The following is a 17,863-nucleotide window of genomic DNA, read 5'->3' on the forward strand; positions in this document are numbered from 1 at the left end:
GGATGCCGCGTACAGCTTCCCGCGCAGGACGCCCCGCTCACGAGGACTCCTTCATGACGCTCCATCCTCCATCGACCACCAGGCTCGCTCCGGTCACATAGGAGGCGTCCGCCGATGCCAGGAACGCGACCGCCGAGGCGACTTCCTCCGGCTGCCCGAACCGCTTCGCCGCCGTGGCCGACACGCTGCGCGCCCTCTCGGACTCCGGGATGCCGTCCCAGGCCGCGGTGAGGATGGGGCCGGGCAGCACCGTGTTGACCCGGATGTCCGGCCCGTACTCGACAGCCAGTTGCCGCCCCAGCGAGCACAGCGCGCCCTTCGCGGCGGCGTAGGCGGCGTGGCCGGGCAGGCCCATGACGGCGTGTACCGAGGAGGTGAGGACGACGGATCCCGACGCCTCGCGCAGCATGGCCGCGAAGGTCTTCATCCCGCGCCAGGCCGGCTTCAGCAGTACGGCCATCTGGCCGTCCCACTCGGCCTCGCTCAACTCGTGTGCGGGCTTGTTGAGTTGGGCGAAGGCGTTGCTGTGCAGCACGTCCAGCCGCCCGTGTCGCTCGTCGACGTGGCGGGCCAGGTTCGCCCAGTCGGCGGCCGAGGTCACGTCGCACCGCACGTACTCCGCCCGGCCGCCGCCGTCCTCGATGCCTGCGGCGAGCGTCTTGCCGGCCGTGTCGTCCACGTCCGTGACCACGACGGTCGCGCCCTCGTCGGCGAGCCTTCGAGCCGTGGCCGCGCCTATCCCGCGCGCGGCGCCGGTGATCACCGCCACGCGTCCCGCCATCCTGCGGCACTCCGTCATCGTGCGCGTCTCCCGTCTGATGCCTGCTGACGACACCCACCATAGCTCTTTCAATTAATTATGAATATATCTTGACGGCGCGGCGATGCCGCTCCAAGACTGACCGGCATTGCCGCACTCAGCGAGCCGCGAAGAAGTCACAAGGGACACAAGGGACGCAAGGGACACACATGAACAGCTCACCACCCTCGCGGAGGTCGGTGCTCCGATGGGGCGCCGGGGCGACCGGAGCACTTGCCACGCTCCCCGCCCTCACCGCCTGCGGTCAGACCGTGGGAGCCGCCCGCACGACCCGGCAGGCGGCCACCCGCCCCGGACAGAAGGTGAACCTCGTCTTCTGGACCTGGGTGCCGATGCAGAAAACCGTCGACCTGTGGAACCGGACGCACCCCGACATCCACGTCGAGATGCAGACCATCCCCCAGAACGTGCAGGGCGGCTACCAGAAGATGCACGCCTCGCTGACGGCCGGGAACCCGCCGGACCTGGCGCAGGTCGAGTATCACGAGCTTCCCGGCTTCATGCTGGTCAACGGCCTGACGGACCTGAGCGCGTACGGTGCCGACGAGCTGCGCGACAGCTACGTGCCGTGGCAGTGGAACCAGGGCGTCTTCGACGGGCGGGTCCGTACCATCCCGCAGGCGTCGGGCCCGATGGGCCTCTTCTACCGCAAGGACCTCTTCGAGAAGTGGGGCATCGAAACGCCCGCCACCTGGGCCGAGTTCGAGCAGGCCGCCCGCGTGGTGAAGGCCCGAGGCGGCGGCGCCCGACTATGCACGTTCGCGCCCAACCAGCCGAGCTGGTTCGCCGCGATGTGCTGGCAGCGCGGTGCGCGCTGGATACGGACCGAGGGCGACGACTGGATCGTCGACATGAACAGCGACCTCTCGCGTGAGGTGGCCGACTTCTGGGAGCGGATGGTCCGCGACGACCTCGTGTTCGTCGGGCCCGACATGTCCAGCGCCTGGTTCAGGCAGGTCCAGACCGGACAGATCTCCGCCTGGGTAGGCCCCCAGTGGGGCGACGCCATGCTGCGCAGCAACGCACCGGGCACCAAGGGGAAGTGGCGGGTCGCTCCCCTGCCGCAGTGGACTCGGGGGGACAACGCCTCCGCCAACTGGGGCGGATCGTCCACCGCCATCCTCCAGGGCACCCGCCACCCGCGTGAGGCGCTGCGGTTCGCGCACTGGGTCAACACCGATCCCGAGGCCGTGGACCTGAACATCTCGGTCGGCTACGGCTGGCCCGCCGCCGCCGGCGTCTTCCGCGGATCGGCACTCGACAAGCCCGACCCGTTCTTCGGCGGCCAGCGGTACAACGACGTGTTCACCGCGTCCGACCGGGCCATCGACACCTCCTGGAAGTGGTCCCCCACCACGGACGCCGACTTCGCCCAGTTCGGAGACGCCTTCGGTGCGGCCATGGCCGGAGGCGGTTCCCTCGCCGCGACGCTGGCCGGCGCGCAGAAGAACACCGTGGACAACCTGCTGGCCAAGGGCCTCAAGGCGAGGAGCGCGTGATGGGCACCGCGATCAGCCGGACGAAGAACCGGACGAAGAACCGAGCGGAGAAACGGACGGAGAAACGGACACCGGGCGGCCGGCGCTCCGCTCGCCCGGACCGGGCGGCCTGGACGTTCCTCCTCCCCTTCGTCGCCCTCTTCCTGTTCACCTTCGTCCTCCCGCTCGGCTACGCCGTCTACCAGAGCATGCTCAAGCCGGTCCGCTCCGGTCCGCTGGGCCTGGGTCCGGCCACCGTCGGCTTCGCCGGGCTGGACAACTACTCCCTCGCCCTGCAGCAGTCGGCCTTCCTGGAGAGCTTCGCGCGGGTGCTGCTCTTCGGCGTCGTGCAGATCCCCGTGATGCTGCTGCTGGCCACCGCGCTGGCACTGGCCCTCGACACGCTCTCCCACCGCTGGGCGGGCGTCCTGCGAGCCGCCTACTTCCTGCCGTACGGCGTCCCCGGCGTCATCGCCTCGATCCTCTGGGGCTTCTTGTACGTACCGGGCGTCAGCCCGGTCGTCGACCTGCTCGGCAGGGTCGGCCTCGCGCCCGACTTCCTCGGCTACGACAACGTGCTGTGGTCCATCGCCAACATCGTGATCTGGGAGTTCGCCGGCTACAACATGCTGGTGATCGTCGCCCAGCTCAAGGCGATCCCGCAGGAGCTCTACGAGGCCGCGCGCATCGACGGGGCCGGTGCGTGGCAGACGGCGATCCGGATCAAGCTCCCCCTGGCCCGGCCCGCCCTCGTCCTCACCGGTGTCTTCTCCATCATCGGCACGCTGCAGCTCTTCGCCGAGCCGCTCGTCATCAAGCCGCTGACCTCGTCGGTCACCAGTTCGTACACACCGAACCTGAGCGCCTACAACGAGGCGTTCGCCAACAACAACATCTACCTCGCCGCGGCCGAGTCGGTGATCCTCGCCCTCGTCGCGAGCGTGCTGTCGTTCGGCTTCCTCAGCCTGGTGAACCGCGGGAAGGGAAGGGATGCACGGTGAGCGTGTCCACACCCGACGTCAGGAAGCCGACCGCCGCCGCTCGGGCTCCACGGGCCGCCACGGGACGTCGGGCCGGCAAGCCGCGCCGTGGCGTGAGGCCCTCGCGGATCCTGCTCGTCGCGCTGCTGACCGTCGCGGCGCTCTACTTCCTGCTGCCCGTCTACTGGCTGCTGGTGGCCTCCACCAAGAGCGGTGCCGACCTCTTCGGCAGTTTCGGCCTGTGGTTCTCCGACCCGCAGTGGCCGCACAACCTGTCCCAGGTCTTCTCCTACGACGACGGCGTGTTCTGGAGCTGGACGTGGAACAGCTTCCTGTACGCGGGGGTCGGCGGCGCGCTGGCGACCCTGCTCGCGTGCGCCGCCGGGTACGCCCTTGCCGTGTACCGCTTCCGCGGACGGGAGACGGTCTTCAGGGTGGTGCTCGCCGGTGTGCTGCTGCCCAGCACCGCGCTCGCCCTCCCCTTGTACCTGCTGTTCAGCAAGGTGGGTCTGGCCAACACCTACTGGGCCGTGCTGATCCCCAGCGTGGTCAGTCCGTTCGGCGTGTATCTGTGCCGTATCTACGCCGAGGCGGCGGTGCCCGTCGAGATGCTGGAGGCCGCACGCGTCGACGGCGCCGGCGATTGGCGGATCTTCGGCACCCTGGTGCTGCGCACGATGACGCCCGCGCTGGTGACCGTCTTCCTCTTCCAGTTCATCGGCATCTGGAACAACTACTTCCTGCCGCTGGTCATGCTCTCCGACGACCGCAAGTACCCGATCACCCTGGGCCTGACGACCTGGCAGTCGGCGGCCGACCGCAATCCCGAGCTCTACCAGCTCACGATCGGCGGCGCGTTCCTGTCGATCCTCCCGCTGGCCGCCGCGATGCTCGTCCTCCAGCGCTACTGGCGTTCCGGCCTGACCCAGGGCAGCGTCAAGGGCTGAGCGAGGGGAGGGGCGGCCCGCCCCTCCCCTCCACGCGACCGTGGCCGACGACCGCGTCCGCGGAAGGTCACCTGCCCCTGGGATCGACGGCCTTCCGGAACGCGTCGTACACGAGCTTGGGCCGCTCCTCGGCGAAGGTGAGCAGCCCCATGACGGAGATGCCGTTGTAGTCCTGGTTGTATCCGGCCCGCTGTTTGTAGTCCTTGAGTACCCAGTAGGTGAATCCGGCGACGAACTCGCTGCGCGCGGCCACCTGGTCCCAGTGCGCGGTGAAGCTCGCCGCCTGCCACTCCTCCGTACCCTGCGTGGTGGCGGGGCCGTGGGTGCCGGCCACGGACCAGGTGCCGTTCTCGGTGATCAGGATCGGCTTGTCGGGATGCTTCGCGTGCACCGCGTCCAGCGTGGGGCCGAGGTCGGCGTCCTTGCCGTAGAAGTAGCCGAAGTACTCGTTGAACCCGATCACGTCGGCGAGGTCGAACGCGGGGTCGTTGCTCGTGTTGGACGCCCAGGTCACAGGGCGGGCGGTGAGGTCGACGGCCTTCACGGCGGCCTTCAGGTCGGCGAGCCAGGCCCGGTAGACGGGGGCGCCGTCGGGGTCGATCTCCGACTCGTTCTGGAGGCCCCACAGGATCACCGAGGGGTGGTTGTGCTGGTTCCACGCCATGGTCAGGGCCAGGGCGCGGGCGAGGCCGTAGCGCTCGGTCTGGAGCTTTTCCTGCGGGGTGTTGAGCCACATGGTGTCGATGTCGTCCATCACCAGCATGCCGTGCTCGTCCGCCCAGTCGTAGACGTACGGGTGGCGGTTGTAGACGCAGTTGCGGATGAAGTTGGCACCCACTGCCGTGATGTGGCCCAGTTCCCGGTCGTACTCGGCCGGTGTCATCGCCCTGCCGTGCGCGGCCGTCTCCTCGTGCCAGTTGAGGCCCTTGAGGAACAGCGGCTTGCCGTTCAGCCGCAACTGAGCGTCGGCGACGGTCAGTTCGCGTACGCCGTAGGTGGTGGACAGCGTGTCCACCCGTGGGCCCGTGGTTCTCCCGGCGGTCAGGGTGGCGCGGGCGGTGAGCGTGTGCGGCGCGGCCGGGCTCCAGCGCGGCGCGCCGGGTATACGGACCACGACCCGTACGACGCCCGCCGACCGGGCGGCGATGCGGGCCGCGACGACGGCGGGCCGGGCGCCGCTCCCCCGGCCGGGATCCAGGGTGAGCCGGCCGTCGAAGTCGGAGGTGCCGTGGTTCTCGACGACCGCGCGTGCCTCCAGGCGCCCGTTCGCGGCGGACACGAGCAGTTTGGTGACGGTGACCTGCGGGACCGCCTCGATCCACGCCGACCGGGTCAGACCCGCGTAGGGCCAGTAGTCCACCGGCTTGTACGGCAGTTCGTGGTCGTCGGTGACCGGCCGCGGAGTGGCGGCCGTGTAGTCGGTGTAGCTCGCCCGGCGGAAGACCCGCACGGCGATCGTCTGACGGGTCCCCGGCCGGAGGGCGCCGGCCGCCGGAAGCGCGAAGGGGGAGTTGGCGCCCTCGTGCTTGCCGAGGTGCTTGCCGTCGAGCCAGACCTCGGCGCTGTAGCCGGCCGCCAGGAAGGCGACGCGTACGTGCCGGGCACGCCAGGACGCGGGCACGTCGACGGTGGTGCGGTACCAGGCGTAGCCGTCGGCGAACGCCGTGCCCTGGCCGAAGGGGGCGGTCTGCGAGCCGAATCCGGGGGTGTCCAGCAGGTCCCAGGCCGCCGGGACGTCGATGAGGTCCCAGGCCCGGTCGTCGTGGCGCGGGGACTGCCAGCCCTCGTCGAGCCCCTGGTCGGCGGGGTCGAAGCGGAAGCGCCACCGCTTGTCCAGGGACAGGTAGTCGCGCGTGGGCTCGTGCGTGCGCCAGCCGTCGAAGGCGGGGAGCACCGTGCCGTACTGGAAGACGACGTTGGTGCCGCCGACCTCGCGCACATGGGTGCCGGAGGGTTCCGTGACGGGGTGAGTGTCGAGAACCGGGCCGTTCGCGGCGGCCGCGGCAGCGCCGTCCGCCGCTCGCGCCGTCTCCGGCCAGGCCGGCAGGGCGACGACCGCGGCAGCGCCGAGTGCCGTGACGACGGTGCGCCGGGACGGGTGGATGGATTCGGTCATGACAGGCGGCTCCTCGATGCGCATACGTGTTCGTCCGCCCCACAGCCTGGACAACCCCGTCACCCTCGTCAAGGATTATTCATAAATAATGAATTGAGCTAGCGTGATGCCGTCGAGCCGCCGACGGCGTCCTACCGCACACGAAGACGGGTGACCTCATGACCACCGCACCGCAACAAGCGACCACGAGCGAGACCACGGGCCGACTCGCCATCACCCTGTGGGACTTCAGCTGGTACACACAGGCAGGACCCGGCGAGCCCTTCGCCGACCTCGACCGCGCCTTCGCCGAGACCGTGGACCGGGGCTTCAACACCGTGCGCGTCTGCGCCATGCCCTTCCTGCTGTTCTCCGGCCGCGTCCCCGATCCGGAGTCCATCGAGGTCCGCGGCCTGGGCGAGGAGTTCGGGCAGCGCACCCGCTGGTACGACGTGCGCGGCGGCTATCCGCTGGACGGCCGCCGACGGCTCGTCGAGCTGTTCGAGGCCGCCGCCCGCCACGGCTGCAGGGTGATCGTGTCCTCCTGGGAGTACCAGCAGTCCCCCAGCTTCGCCGACACCGACGCCTGGCACCGCGCCCTGGCCGAGGTGCCCGGCCCGGACCGCGCGGAGGCGGTGGCCGAAGCCCTCGCCGACCTCCTCGACTTCCTCACCGAGCGCGGGCTGGCCGACCACGTCGCCTACGTCGAGGTGCACAACGAGGTCGACAACTGCTCCCTGGTACCGCGCGACGGCGCCACCCACTACGCCTATCTGCGCGGCCCGCTCGACCGTGCCGTGAAGCTGCTGCGGGCCCGCCACCCCGGCATCCCCGTCACCTACTCGCTGGGCGAGCCCTGGCCGAGCGAGATCGACGACCTGCCGGAGGGGGCGCAGATCGCGCACTTCCACTTCTACGTCTACGGCGTGCTCGGCGCGCTCTACGAGGCGGTCGGACTCGGGCACGGCACCGAGGCGGCACCCGAGACGGCCACCTGGCCCACCCCCGAACTGGCCGCCATGCTGCGCCCCGACGCGCCCGCCTTCGCCGACTACCAGCCGGACGAACCCTGGCGACTGGCCGCCACCGGAATCCCGCGCGAACTGTTCTACGCACACGACTGGGTCGACCCCGACCGCTGGGACCTGTGGCTCTACGAGAACTATCCGGCCCACCGGCAGGCCATGCGGGACACGCTGGCCGGATGGGTCGATTCCGTCGCCGACTTCGCCCGTCACCGTGGCATCCCCGCCGTCCTCGGCGAAGGCGTCGTGGGCTACACCCCGCTGCTGACACGCTTCGAGGAGGACGCCGTCGGCAAGGACGTCGCCGAGTTCGTCGTCGACCGCTGCCTCGCCGCGGGCTTCCAGGGCGTCGTCCTGACCTCCAACGCGGCCCCGCACCACCCCATGTGGCACACCGACCGGGACTGGATGCGGCGGGTCAACGCCCGTATCACCGCGGCCTGATCACGCCCCGGCGGCGGCCGGGGACGCCGGTGGTCCCACGACGCGCGAGATGACCGGACCCCGCGCCGGAACCGGTACCCGCCTGGCAGGCCGCCCGTCGACCACGAGGACGGCCTGCACGGTCGGCCATGGAGCGGGGGAATCCGTCGAGGTCGGCGTTCGGGTACTGCCGGATGGGCTTCAGACCCGTCGGCGGGGTGACATCCGTACGGACCGGCCGGCCGTTGGTGGCGGCCTGCTGTTCCCCGGTGGACAGCCGCCGGTCGAGTGGAGCTTGGCCGCGGCAGGGTTCTTGGCCTGCTTCAGGATCGCGGCCCGCTGCCCCCAGGACATGAAGGGCGTGGCCCCGCCGGGCAGCACCCACTTGACGGGCCCGGTGGCCAGGGGCCGCGCCGGAGCCGCCCCACACCGATCGCCTTCCGCCCGCTGGTCACGGCCTCCCTGGGCGGGCACCTGCCGCGGGCGAACTGCGGGTCCTGGGCGGCCAGTCGAGCCGGCCACCGAACCGACCGCCGCCGGGCCGTACAGGAAGCCGAAGGCGCTCACCTGCACGGCGACCCAGGCACCACGCGGGTCCTCCAGCCGTCCTCGACCCACCGTACCGATCACGAGGGGACGGGCAGGGACATGCGCTCCGCCTGGCCAACACGGAGAGCGGGCGTGGACACACGCCCGCTCTCCGCACCATCCGCGGCCACTCAGTTGATGCGGACGATCTTCCAGAGCTGGTCGTCGAGGTCCAGGGCGTTCCACTGCACGACTGCCGCGCCGTTGCTGGTGGAGGACTGGGCGACGGCGGCGTTGAAGCCACTGCCCACGTTCTTGAGTGCGTAGTAGCCGTTGCCCGCGTCGGTGAGGGTCCACTTCTGCGAGTTGGCGGCGGACGGCGTGTTCTGGACGACGGCGGCTCCGGCGGTGGTGGAGCCGTTACGGATGTCCAGGTTCAGGTTGCTGTTGGCGTTCCTGATGGTCCAGGCTCCGCCGCCGGCGGACTGGAAGGTGAACAGCTGGCAGAGACAGGCCGAGTTCTGCCACTGCTGGGCCGCCGTGTCGGTGGCGGTCGAACCCTGCGGGATGTCCAGGTACCTCCCGCTGTTCTTGTTGACGAGGACGTACTGCCCGGTGCCCAGCGGCGGCAGGGCGGTCTGGGTGAGGTTCCAGCGCTGGCAGGCGCAGCTGGTGCCGCTCCACTGGACGGCGGCGGTGCCGACCGCGGTGGAGGCACTCGGGATCTCCAGGTGCTTGCCGGTCACCCGGTTGGTGATGGTGTACCCGCCGGCCTGGTGCGGGGCGACGGCCCACTCGTGGTCCAGGGTGCCGTTGTCGTCCCACTGGAGGATCTTGGCGCCGTTGGCCGTGGACTGGTTCTCCACGCCCAGGACCTTGCCGCTGGCGACGTTGAAGATCTTGAAGTAGCCCGAACTCTGCTGCACGAAGCGCCACTGCTGGTCGGTGGCGTTGTCGGCGTTCTGCTGGGTGGCGTTCGTGCCGTTGGTGGTGGAGCCGCCCGCGATGCTCAGCATGAGGCTGGAGCCCGCGTTCGACATGGTGTAGGTGGCACCGTCCGAGATGCCGCCGCCCAGGTCGATGGTGCTGTAGGTGACGGGGTTGGAGAGGTTGCCGCCTCCGTTGCCGCCGCTGAGCACGAGCAGGCTGTGGCCGTCGGACAGGGGCACCATGCCGCGGCTGTATCCGTTGGCGACGTTGGAGCGGATGCGCGTCCAGGTGTTCGCGGCGCCGTTCTGCGTGTTGAGGAACAGGTCGCTGGTGCTGTAGGCGCCGACGACGAGCGTGCCGTTCGGACCGCCGGTGGGCAGCCACGTGATGTACGGGGTGCTGGTGGGGACCGCGCCGTCCGTCGATCGCAGGGGAATGCCCGTGACGGAGTCGAAGGCCTCCGGGTCGGCGGAGATCTTGTAGTAGACGGCGAAGTTGCCCGAGGGCGAGCCGCCGTACTCGTACGTCATGACGTAGTTGCCGTTGGGCAGTTTCGCGACGGTGGCCATGCCCGGGCGCTGGCTGTAGGTGGGCATCGCCACGTCGTCCACGACCGGGCCCCAGTTGCGGAGGTCCGTGGTGACCTGGTGGACGAGCTTCTGGCCGTGGTCGGGGTCGCGCTGGTCGGAGTAGTAGACGATCAGCTTGCCGTTGGCGTGGAGGAAGAACGGCTCCCACACGGGAGTGTTGCCATTGCCGTTCTGGTCGAATGCCTGGCCGCCGGTGGCGATGTTGCTGACGAAGCTCCAGGTCTGTCCGCGGTCGGTGCTGGCATAGACATCGATCTTGATGGCCGAGCGGTCGGCGGGTACGGAAGCCCCGGCGGCGAGGATGGTTCCCGCGGGGAAGCCGCCCACCGCCGTGGGCAGCTCGTAGAGCTCGGGCTGCCAGCGCATGCCCCAGCCGTTCTGGGTGTCGGCGACCTCGGAGATCTTCGTCCAGGAGCTGCCGTTGTTCGTACTGCGGTAGATGGGGAAGACCGGCGTGCCGGAGGTGTACTGCTCGAACGTCGCGAGGAGGGTGCCGTTGGCGGAGCCGTTGTGCTGCATCCGCATGGCCCGCGGGTAGAGCGACCCGGGCGAGGGCGCACCGGACGGCGGGGTGTACATCGTCTGCGAGGGGCGGGCCAGGGCATCCGCGCGGCCGGCGGGCATGACCATGGCCACCGCCGCGACGAGCAGGACGAAAGCCAGGGACAGGAAGAAGACGGGACGGGAACGCGGAGCGGCGCCAGGTCTGGCGCCTGTCTGCGCAGGGGACATTGCGGCTCCCAGGGGAAGGTGTGTTGCGGTGTCCGCCGCCGGCTCGGAACGGCTCAGGGTGACGCGGCGGAGTTCGTTGGGCGCGTGGCCCGGCGGACAGCCGGGCGACACTGCCGGGCGCGGGCGCGCGAGCGCGGGGGTGGCGCGGCGCGACAAGCGCGAAACGGTGGAGGTGGAGCGCCCGGGCGTGTGGGTGCGCCGGAGCAGTGGCACGGGCGGGGTGGATCAGGGGGAGGGCGGGGCGGGGTGGATCAGGGGGAGGGCGGGGGTGCGGTGGAACCGCGGACGATCAGTTCGACGGGTGGGTCGATCGTCGGCGGCAGTTCGGTGTCGGGCTTTTCCATGGCGTGCACAAGAAGCTGGATCCCATGGTGCGACGCGGCTTCGAAGGGCTGGCGGACGGTGGTCAGGGGCGGTGAGACGTAGGCGAAGACGGGGTTGCCGTCGAAGCCGACCACGCTGACGTCCTCCGGCACACGGCGGCCGTTTTCCCGCAGACCGTGGATGAGTCCGATGGCCATCTCGTCGCCCGCGGCGAACACCGCGGTGACCGATCGGTCCGAGGCCAGGCCGAGGCCCGCGGCGTACCCGGAGGCAGCCGACCAGTCGCCGTTCAGCACGGGCGGTTCGTGCGCGCCCCGATCCGCCAGCGCCGCCTGCCATCCCTCGATGCGGTCCTTGGTGGCGTACCACCGGCGCGGTCCGGCGAGGTGATGGACGGTCGAATGTCCCAGGTCCAGCAGGTGTTCGGTGGCCGCACGGGCCAGCTGATGGGCGCCCACGCCGACGGTCAGTGTCCGGGTGGCGGTGAAGGCGGGTGGCGCTCCGACGAAGAGGACCGGTACGTCGACACCGAGCGGGACCTCTCCTTCGACGATGGGTACGGAGACGACGATGCCGTCGACTCCCTGCTCCAGGAGTGACTCCAGCGCGCCGGCGATGCTGCGCGGGTCGCCGTCGGGGGTGTTGACCACGCGCAGCGCGTAACCGGCGTCCCGTACGGCCTGTTCGATGCCCACCAGCAGGGAGGCGGTTCCGTACCCGGCTGTTGCCAGGGCGACCACACCGATGGACCGGGTACGGCCGGAGGCCAGTGCCCTGGCCGCGTGGTTCAGCCGGTAGCCGAGTTCCTCGGCGGCCGCCAGGACACGCCGGCGGGACTCCTCGGAGACATACGGTTCGTCGTTGAGGACCCGGGAGACCGTCTTGCGCGAGACACCGGCCAGCCTGGCCACGTCCTCACTACGCGGCGCGGAGGAGCCGACACCCCGCTCCACCCCTGCTGTCATGAAGTCTCCTCATGGCCGTGTGTTCGCCATCGAACGAGGTCAATTGAATGACCGCGCGGTCTGACCGCGCGGTCAATGTCTACGCATCCACCGATCGCACGTCAAGGGTTTTCGCAACGCCACTTGCCTCCGACGCGAGCGGACGTCGGGGCCCGCAGCCGGGCGGAGGGGTTGCCGCAGGCGCTCCCAGGAAACGCGCCCGCCCTTCATCACCGCAGTTCAAGAGGCGTTCTCTCGCTTCGGAACGACGCGACGGCCAGCCGGGGCGGTCCCGCCCGTCGGCTCCGACTGCCCGCATACCGGGCCCCGATCGGACCTGTATCCCGCGCAAATCGCCGGACGCGGCATCTTGACATCCAGTACACGGAGCGTTCACGCTTCCTGGCGTCCACCGATCGCACTTGTTCGATCGTGTTTGGTTCTGATCGCTCAGCGGCTGTCTCTCCGCCTCCCCTCTTCCGGCTGACGCGCCACGCCTGGGTACCGCCAGCCCTGTCAGGAGTCAAAATGCACCATTCATCCCTTGGTCGGCCCATGCCTGGCACCAGCCGCCGCACCGTGCTCCGCGGGCTTGGCGGAACCGCGCTACTGGGGGCCGGCATCCCCCTGCTGAGTGCCTGCGCCGACAGTTCCGAGTCGTCGGGCACCAAGACGGTCACCGTGGGCTCCAACGCGTCCGACGCCGTCCCGAAGAAGGGGTACGCCGACGTCTACGCGGCCTTCACGAAGCAGTCCGGGATCGCCGTCGACATCAACACCAAGGACCACAACACCTTCCAGGAGCAGATCAACACCTATCTGCAAGGCACCCCGGACGACGTGTTCCAGTGGTTCGCCGGCTATCGGATGCAGTTCTTCGCGGCCAAGGGGCTCGCCTCCCCGATCGACGACGTGTGGAAGACGATCGGCGGTAACTTCCCTTCGGCGATGCACGACCTGAGCAAGGGGCAGGACGGCAAGTACTACCTGGTACCCCTCACCACGTCCCCGTGGGCGGTCTTCTACCGCAAGAGTGTCTTCCAGCAGTACGGCTACGAGGTCCCCACCACGTGGGACGCGTACCTCGCCCTGTGCAAGCGGATGAAGAAGGACGGCCTCGTCCCGATCGCGTACGGCGACAAGGACGCCTGGCCGGCGATGGGCTCCTTCGACCAGATCAACTTCCGCCTCAACGGCTACGACTTCCATGTCGAGCTGATGGCGGGCAGGGCCTCGTGGACCGACGCGAAGGTCCGCAAGGTCTTCGACACCTGGGCCGAGACCCTCCCCTACCACCAGGAGGGCGCGGTCGGCCGTACCTGGCAGGACGCGGCCCAGACTCTGGTGGCGAAGAAGGCCGGCATGTATATGCTCGGCATGTTCGTGGCCCAGCAGTTCACCGACAAGGCGGACCTGGACGACCTCGACTTCTTCGCCTTCCCCGAGATAGACCCGGCCTACGGCCAGGACACCGTGGAGGCACCGACCGACGGCATCATGCTCAGCAAGAAGCCCAAGAACCACGCCGGTTCCGTCAAGCTGCTCGAATTCCTGGGCACGCCACAGGCCGAGGAGATCTACCTCAAGGCCGACCCGAGCCTTATCGCCGCCTCCACGAAAGCCGACACCTCCGGCTACAGCGCCCTTCAGAAGAAGGGCTACGACATGATCGCGCAGGCGAAGCACCTCACCCAGTTCATGGACCGGGACAGTCGGCCCGACTTCACCTCCACGGTGATGCAGCCCGCACTCCAGAAGTTCATCCGCGACCCCAAGGGCATCGACAGCCTGCTGTCCTCGATCGAGCGCCAGAAGAAGACGATCTTCGCGTCCGGCTGAGCCCGACCCCCTTCTGAAGCGGATGAACACCGACACCATGAGCTCCGACACGACCACGAAGATCCCGGAGGCGGCCGCGGCGCCGCCTCCGGGCGCCGCGACGCCGAAGAGGCGGGTTCCGCAGGGCCACCAGCGCCTGCTGACCCGCCGCGACCGGATCGCGCTCGGCCTGATGGCCGGCCTGCCGACGATCCTGCACGTGGCACTGGTCTGGGTCACCGCCCTGGCCTCCATCGCCCTCGCCTTCACCACCTGGGACGGCATCGGCTTCGACTCGATCCAGTGGGTCGGACTCCGGAACTTCGAGGAACTCTTCGAGCAGAACCCGCAGTTCTGGCCCGCCGTCGAGCACAACGTCATCTGGTTCGTCGTCCTGATCGCGCTCCCCACGCCGCTCGGCCTGTTCCTCGCCGTGCAGCTGGACAAGAACATCCGGTTCAGCCGGGTCTACCAGACGGCGTTCTTCCTGCCGGTCGTGCTGTCGATGGCAGTCATCGGGTTCGTCTGGCAGCTGGTCTACAACCCGGACACGGGCCTGATCAACAGCATCATCGGCGCCAACGAGCCCGGCCGCTACATCGACTGGATCGGCGACCCGGACCTCAACCTCTGGGCCATCCTCATCGCCGCCTCCTGGCGCCACACCGGCTACATGATGATCCTCTACCTGGCCGGCCTGAAGGGCGTCGACCCCTCCCTGCGCGAGGCCTCCGCCCTGGACGGCGCCAACGAGTGGCAGACGTTCAAGAACGTCATCTTCCCGACCCTGCGGCCGACCAACACCGTCGTGCTGGTCGTCACCATCATCGAGGCCCTGCGCGCCTTCGACCTCGTCTACGTCTTCAACAAGGGCGCCGAGGGCACCGAACTGCTCTCCATCCTCGTCACCAACAACATCATCGGAGAGTCCAGCCGGATCGGCTACGGATCGGCCATCGCCGTCGTCCTCCTGGTCATCTCCCTCGCCGTGATCATCCCCTACCTGGTGGCCACCTTCCGGAAGGAGCGGCGCGCATGAGCTCCACCGTCATGACCAAGGTCCGTACGCCCGTCCGGCCCGCCCGGATCCTGCTGCACGTCTTCCTCGCGGGCGCCGCGCCGGCGTGGCTCGCGCCGCTGCTCTGGGCGCTGTACTCGGCCATGCGGTCGTACGCGGAGACCAGCGAGAAGGGCTATGTGTCCTGGCCCGACAAGCTGAGCTTCGACAACTTCACGAATGCCTTCACGCAGTCGGACATGGGGCACTACTTCGTCAACACGGTGATCATCGCCGTGCCGGCGGTGCTGGTGACGCTGTTCCTGTCGTCGATGGTCGCCTTCTACGTCAGCCGCTTCGACTTCCGCCTCAACCTCGCCCTGCTGCTGGTCTTCACCGCCGGCAACCTGCTCCCGCAGCAGGTCGTCATCACCCCGCTGTACCGCCTGTACCTGCTCATCGACCTGCCCGGCATCACGATGAGCGGCAAGCTCTACGACTCCGCGCTCGGCCTGGTGTTGATCCACGTGGCCTTCCAGTCCGGCTTCTGCGCCTTCGTGCTCAGCAACTACATGCGCTCGCTCCCGCACGAACTGACCGAGGCCGCGCTCGTCGACGGCGCCTCGGTGTGGCGGCAGTACTGGCAGATCGTGCTCCCGCTGTGCCGCCCGGCCATGGCGGCCCTGGCCACTCTGCTCTCCATCTGGATCTACAACGACTTCTTCTGGGCCCTGGTCCTGATCTCCACCGGAGAGAACATGCCGATCACCTCGGCCCTGAACAACCTCACCGGGGCGTACTTCACCGACCCGAACCTGGTCGCGGCAGGCGCCCTGCTCACCGCGATCCCGACGCTGATCGTCTACTTCGTGCTGCAGCGGCAGTTCGTCAGCGGCCTCACGCTGGGCGCCAACAAGGGCTGACACACCCCCACTTGCCCCTCCCCTACACCCCTCCCGGAGCATCACCAGTGAGTACCGCACGCCGTCTTCGCACACCTGGAATCGCCTACGGAGGTGACTACAACCCCGAACAGTGGCCCGAGGAGGTCTGGGCCGAGGACATGCGCCTGATGCGCGAGGCCGGGGTGACCATGGTCAGCGTCGGCATCTTCTCCTGGGCGCTGCTCGAACCGTCCGAGGGCGTCTACGACTTCGCCCGCATGGACAAGATCCTCGACCTGCTCCAGGCCAACGGTATCGCCGCCGACCTGGCCACCCCCACGGCGGCCCCGCCGGCCTGGTTCTTCGTCGAGCACCCGGAAGCCCTGCCGGTCGACAAGGACGGCCGCCGACTGACGTACGGCAGCCGCCAGACCTTCTGCCCGTCCAGCCCCGCCTACCGCCGAGCGGCGCTGCGGATCACCGAAGCCCTCGCCGAGCGCTACGCCACCCACCCGGCCGTCGCCATGTGGCACGTCCACAACGAGTACGGCTGCCACAACGACGCCTGCTACTGCGACACCAGCGCCGCCGCCTTCCGCGCCTGGCTGCGCGCCCGATACGACAATGATCTGGACACCCTCAACCACGCCTGGGGCACCACCTTCTGGAGCCAGTGGTACTACTCGTGGGACCAGATCCTGCCGCCCCGCACCACCCCGGCTCCCCCGAACCCCACCCAGCGGCTCGACTGGCGCCGTTTCTGCTCCGACGAACTGCTCTCCCTGTGCACCGCCGAACGCGAGGTACTGCGGCGGGCCGCTCCGGACACCCCCGCGACCACCAACTTCCTGGTCCTGCGCACCATCGACGCTCTCGACTACTGGCGCTGGGCACCCGAACTGGACGTCCTCTCCAACGACCACTACCTACTGTCCGACGACCGGGAGCCCGAGGTCGACATCGCCCTCCACGGCGACCTGATGCGTTCGCTCGCGGGCGGCCCGTGGTTCCTCATGGAGCACTCGACCGGAGCCGTCAACTGGCAGCCCGTCAACCGTGCCAAGCTCCCCGGGGAAATGCGCCGCAACGCGCTCGCGCACGTGGCCCACGGCGCCGACGGCATCGCGTTCTTCCAGTGGCGGGCGGCCAGGGCGGGCGCCGAGCAGTGGCACTCGGCGATGCTCCCGCACGCCGGCACCGACAGCCAGATCTGGCGTGACGTCGTCCAACTCGGCGCCGACCTGCGGACGTTGGCCGAGGTGCGGGACTCCACCAGCACGGCACAGGTGGCGATCGTGTGGGACTGGAACGCCCGCTGGGCACTGGAACTCCCCTCCCAGCCGAGCGGCGAACTGCGCTACCAGGACCTGGTACGGGACTGGTACACCCCCCTGTGGCGGGCCGGGGTCGCCGTCGACTTCGTACACCCCGACGATCCCGGACTCGACCGCTACAAACTCGTCCTGGCACCCTCGCTGTACCTGGTCACGGAAGCGGCCGCGGCGAACCTCACCCGGTTCACCGAACGCGGGGGCACTCTTGCCGTCGGCTTCCACAGTGGCATGGTCGACGAGAACTGCCATGTGTACCCGGGCGGTTACCCCGGCGCCTTCCGCGATGTCCTCGGCGTGGTCACCGACGAGCTCTTCCCCCTGCTGCCGGGCGAGACGACCGGCCTGACCGGCGACGTGCCTCCGGCCGCCACCGCCGACCTGTGGTCGGAACGCGTCCGGCTCGCCGGCGCACAGGCCGTCGTCTCCCACGCCGACGGCCCACTGGCCGGCCACCCCGCCGTCACCCGCCACCGGCACGGCGACGGCACCGCCTGGTATCTGGCCACCCGCCCCGACCAGGGCACGCTCGCCGCCCTGCTCGACCGCATCCGTCAGGACGCCGGCGTCACACCGGAGCAGGACGCACCCGCAGGGGTCGAGGTCGTCCGGCGCCGGGGCGCGGAGGCCGACTATCTGTTCCTCATCGACCACACCGGAAAGGGTGCCGAAGTGCTCAGCGAAGGCGTCGAACTCCTCAGCGGCTCGCCGGTCTCCGGCGCTGTCAGGGTTCCACCGGGAGGCGTCGCCGTCATCCGCGAGCCACGCTGACCCAGAGCGCGGTTCCTGGGCCGCCGATGTCGCGGGAGCCCGACTTCGGCGAGGGCCCGGTGCACCGCGTCTCCGCCTACGTCTCCCCGCCCCCTGGCCACCGTCCGCCGGCCCTTCGAAGCCGCATCACGCCAAGAAATCCAGCTTCTTGTGCACGCCGTCGAGAAGCCCGACACCGAACCGCCACCGGCGAACGACCCACCCGCCCACATCATCGTCCGCGGTTCCACCGCGCCCCCGCCCTCC

At 69.4% G+C, this 17,863-nt stretch carries 12 protein-coding genes; 8 read left to right on the forward strand and 4 right to left on the reverse strand.

Translation table 11 applies throughout. From position 1 onward, the window contains the following. Positions 1 to 37: 37 nt before the first annotated feature. Entirely contained in the window at positions 38 to 781 is a 744-nt protein-coding gene (locus K1J60_RS04360; RefSeq protein WP_220644997.1) for an SDR family NAD(P)-dependent oxidoreductase, read from the reverse strand. Positions 782 to 969: 188 nt separating this feature from the next. Here K1J60_RS04360 and K1J60_RS04365 point away from each other — a divergent pair, with 188 nt between their 5' ends. The 3 genes from K1J60_RS04365 to K1J60_RS04375 are packed head-to-tail and all read left to right on the forward strand — an operon-like array spanning position 970 to position 4,225. Beyond that, on the forward strand, positions 970 to 2,319 hold the full coding sequence (locus K1J60_RS04365) for an ABC transporter substrate-binding protein (RefSeq protein WP_220644998.1): 1,350 nt from the start codon (positions 970 to 972) through the stop codon (positions 2,317 to 2,319). Further along, positions 2,319 to 3,299 carry a carbohydrate ABC transporter permease gene (locus K1J60_RS04370; protein ID WP_220644999.1) on the forward strand — a complete coding sequence of 327 codons (981 nt, stop codon included), beginning with the start codon at positions 2,319 to 2,321 and terminating at the stop codon, positions 3,297 to 3,299. The genes K1J60_RS04365 and K1J60_RS04370 overlap by 1 nt, the downstream gene beginning before the upstream one ends. Further along, positions 3,296 to 4,225 (forward strand): carbohydrate ABC transporter permease, encoded by a 930-nt coding sequence (locus K1J60_RS04375; RefSeq protein WP_398683110.1) that lies wholly within the window; start codon positions 3,296 to 3,298, stop codon positions 4,223 to 4,225. The genes K1J60_RS04370 and K1J60_RS04375 overlap by 4 nt, the downstream gene beginning before the upstream one ends. A gap of 67 nt (positions 4,226 to 4,292) precedes the next feature. Here K1J60_RS04375 and K1J60_RS04380 read toward each other — a convergent pair whose 3' ends face one another. Further along, positions 4,293 to 6,341 carry a glycoside hydrolase family 2 protein gene (locus K1J60_RS04380; protein WP_220645000.1) on the reverse strand — a complete coding sequence of 683 codons (2,049 nt, stop codon included), beginning with the start codon at positions 6,339 to 6,341 and terminating at the stop codon, positions 4,293 to 4,295. A 158-nt stretch (positions 6,342 to 6,499) separates the two neighbouring features. On the opposite strand from K1J60_RS04380, the gene K1J60_RS04385 reads away from it, so the two are divergent. After that, positions 6,500 to 7,789: a cellulase-like family protein gene (locus K1J60_RS04385; protein WP_220645001.1), complete on the forward strand. Its 1,290-nt coding sequence runs from the start codon at positions 6,500 to 6,502 to the stop codon at positions 7,787 to 7,789. Positions 7,790 to 8,487: 698 nt separating this feature from the next. On the opposite strand, the gene K1J60_RS04390 is transcribed toward K1J60_RS04385, so the two are convergent. Both K1J60_RS04390 and K1J60_RS04395 read right to left on the reverse strand, forming a co-directional pair. Further along, complete coding sequence (locus K1J60_RS04390) at positions 8,488 to 10,548, reverse strand: RICIN domain-containing protein (RefSeq protein WP_220645002.1); 2,061 nt, start codon at positions 10,546 to 10,548, stop codon at positions 8,488 to 8,490. A gap of 251 nt (positions 10,549 to 10,799) precedes the next feature. Further along, positions 10,800 to 11,837: a LacI family DNA-binding transcriptional regulator gene (locus K1J60_RS04395; protein WP_220645003.1), complete on the reverse strand. Its 1,038-nt coding sequence runs from the start codon at positions 11,835 to 11,837 to the stop codon at positions 10,800 to 10,802. 507 nt (positions 11,838 to 12,344) lie between these two features. Here K1J60_RS04395 and K1J60_RS04400 point away from each other — a divergent pair. Genes K1J60_RS04400 through K1J60_RS04415 form a run of 4 tightly spaced genes read left to right on the forward strand, consistent with a single transcriptional unit; the run spans position 12,345 to position 17,617 of the window. Then, positions 12,345 to 13,655, forward strand: a complete 1,311-nt coding sequence (locus K1J60_RS04400; protein ID WP_220645004.1) for an ABC transporter substrate-binding protein — start codon at positions 12,345 to 12,347, stop codon at positions 13,653 to 13,655. Positions 13,656 to 13,692: 37 nt separating this feature from the next. Beyond that, positions 13,693 to 14,673, forward strand: a complete 981-nt coding sequence (locus K1J60_RS04405) for a carbohydrate ABC transporter permease (RefSeq protein ID WP_220645005.1) — start codon at positions 13,693 to 13,695, stop codon at positions 14,671 to 14,673. After that, a complete protein-coding gene (locus tag K1J60_RS04410) occupies positions 14,670 to 15,554 on the forward strand; it encodes a carbohydrate ABC transporter permease (RefSeq protein ID WP_220645006.1) in 885 nt (294 codons plus the stop codon). The genes K1J60_RS04405 and K1J60_RS04410 overlap by 4 nt, the downstream gene beginning before the upstream one ends. Before the next feature lie 47 nt (positions 15,555 to 15,601). After that, positions 15,602 to 17,617, forward strand: coding sequence for a beta-galactosidase (locus tag K1J60_RS04415; protein ID WP_220645007.1), 2,016 nt, complete (start codon positions 15,602 to 15,604; stop codon positions 17,615 to 17,617). Positions 17,618 to 17,863 lie beyond the last annotated feature (246 nt).

Origin of the sequence: Streptomyces akebiae (genome assembly GCF_019599145.1) — a bacterium.
Taxonomy (GTDB): Bacteria; Actinomycetota; Actinomycetes; order Streptomycetales; family Streptomycetaceae; genus Streptomyces; species Streptomyces akebiae.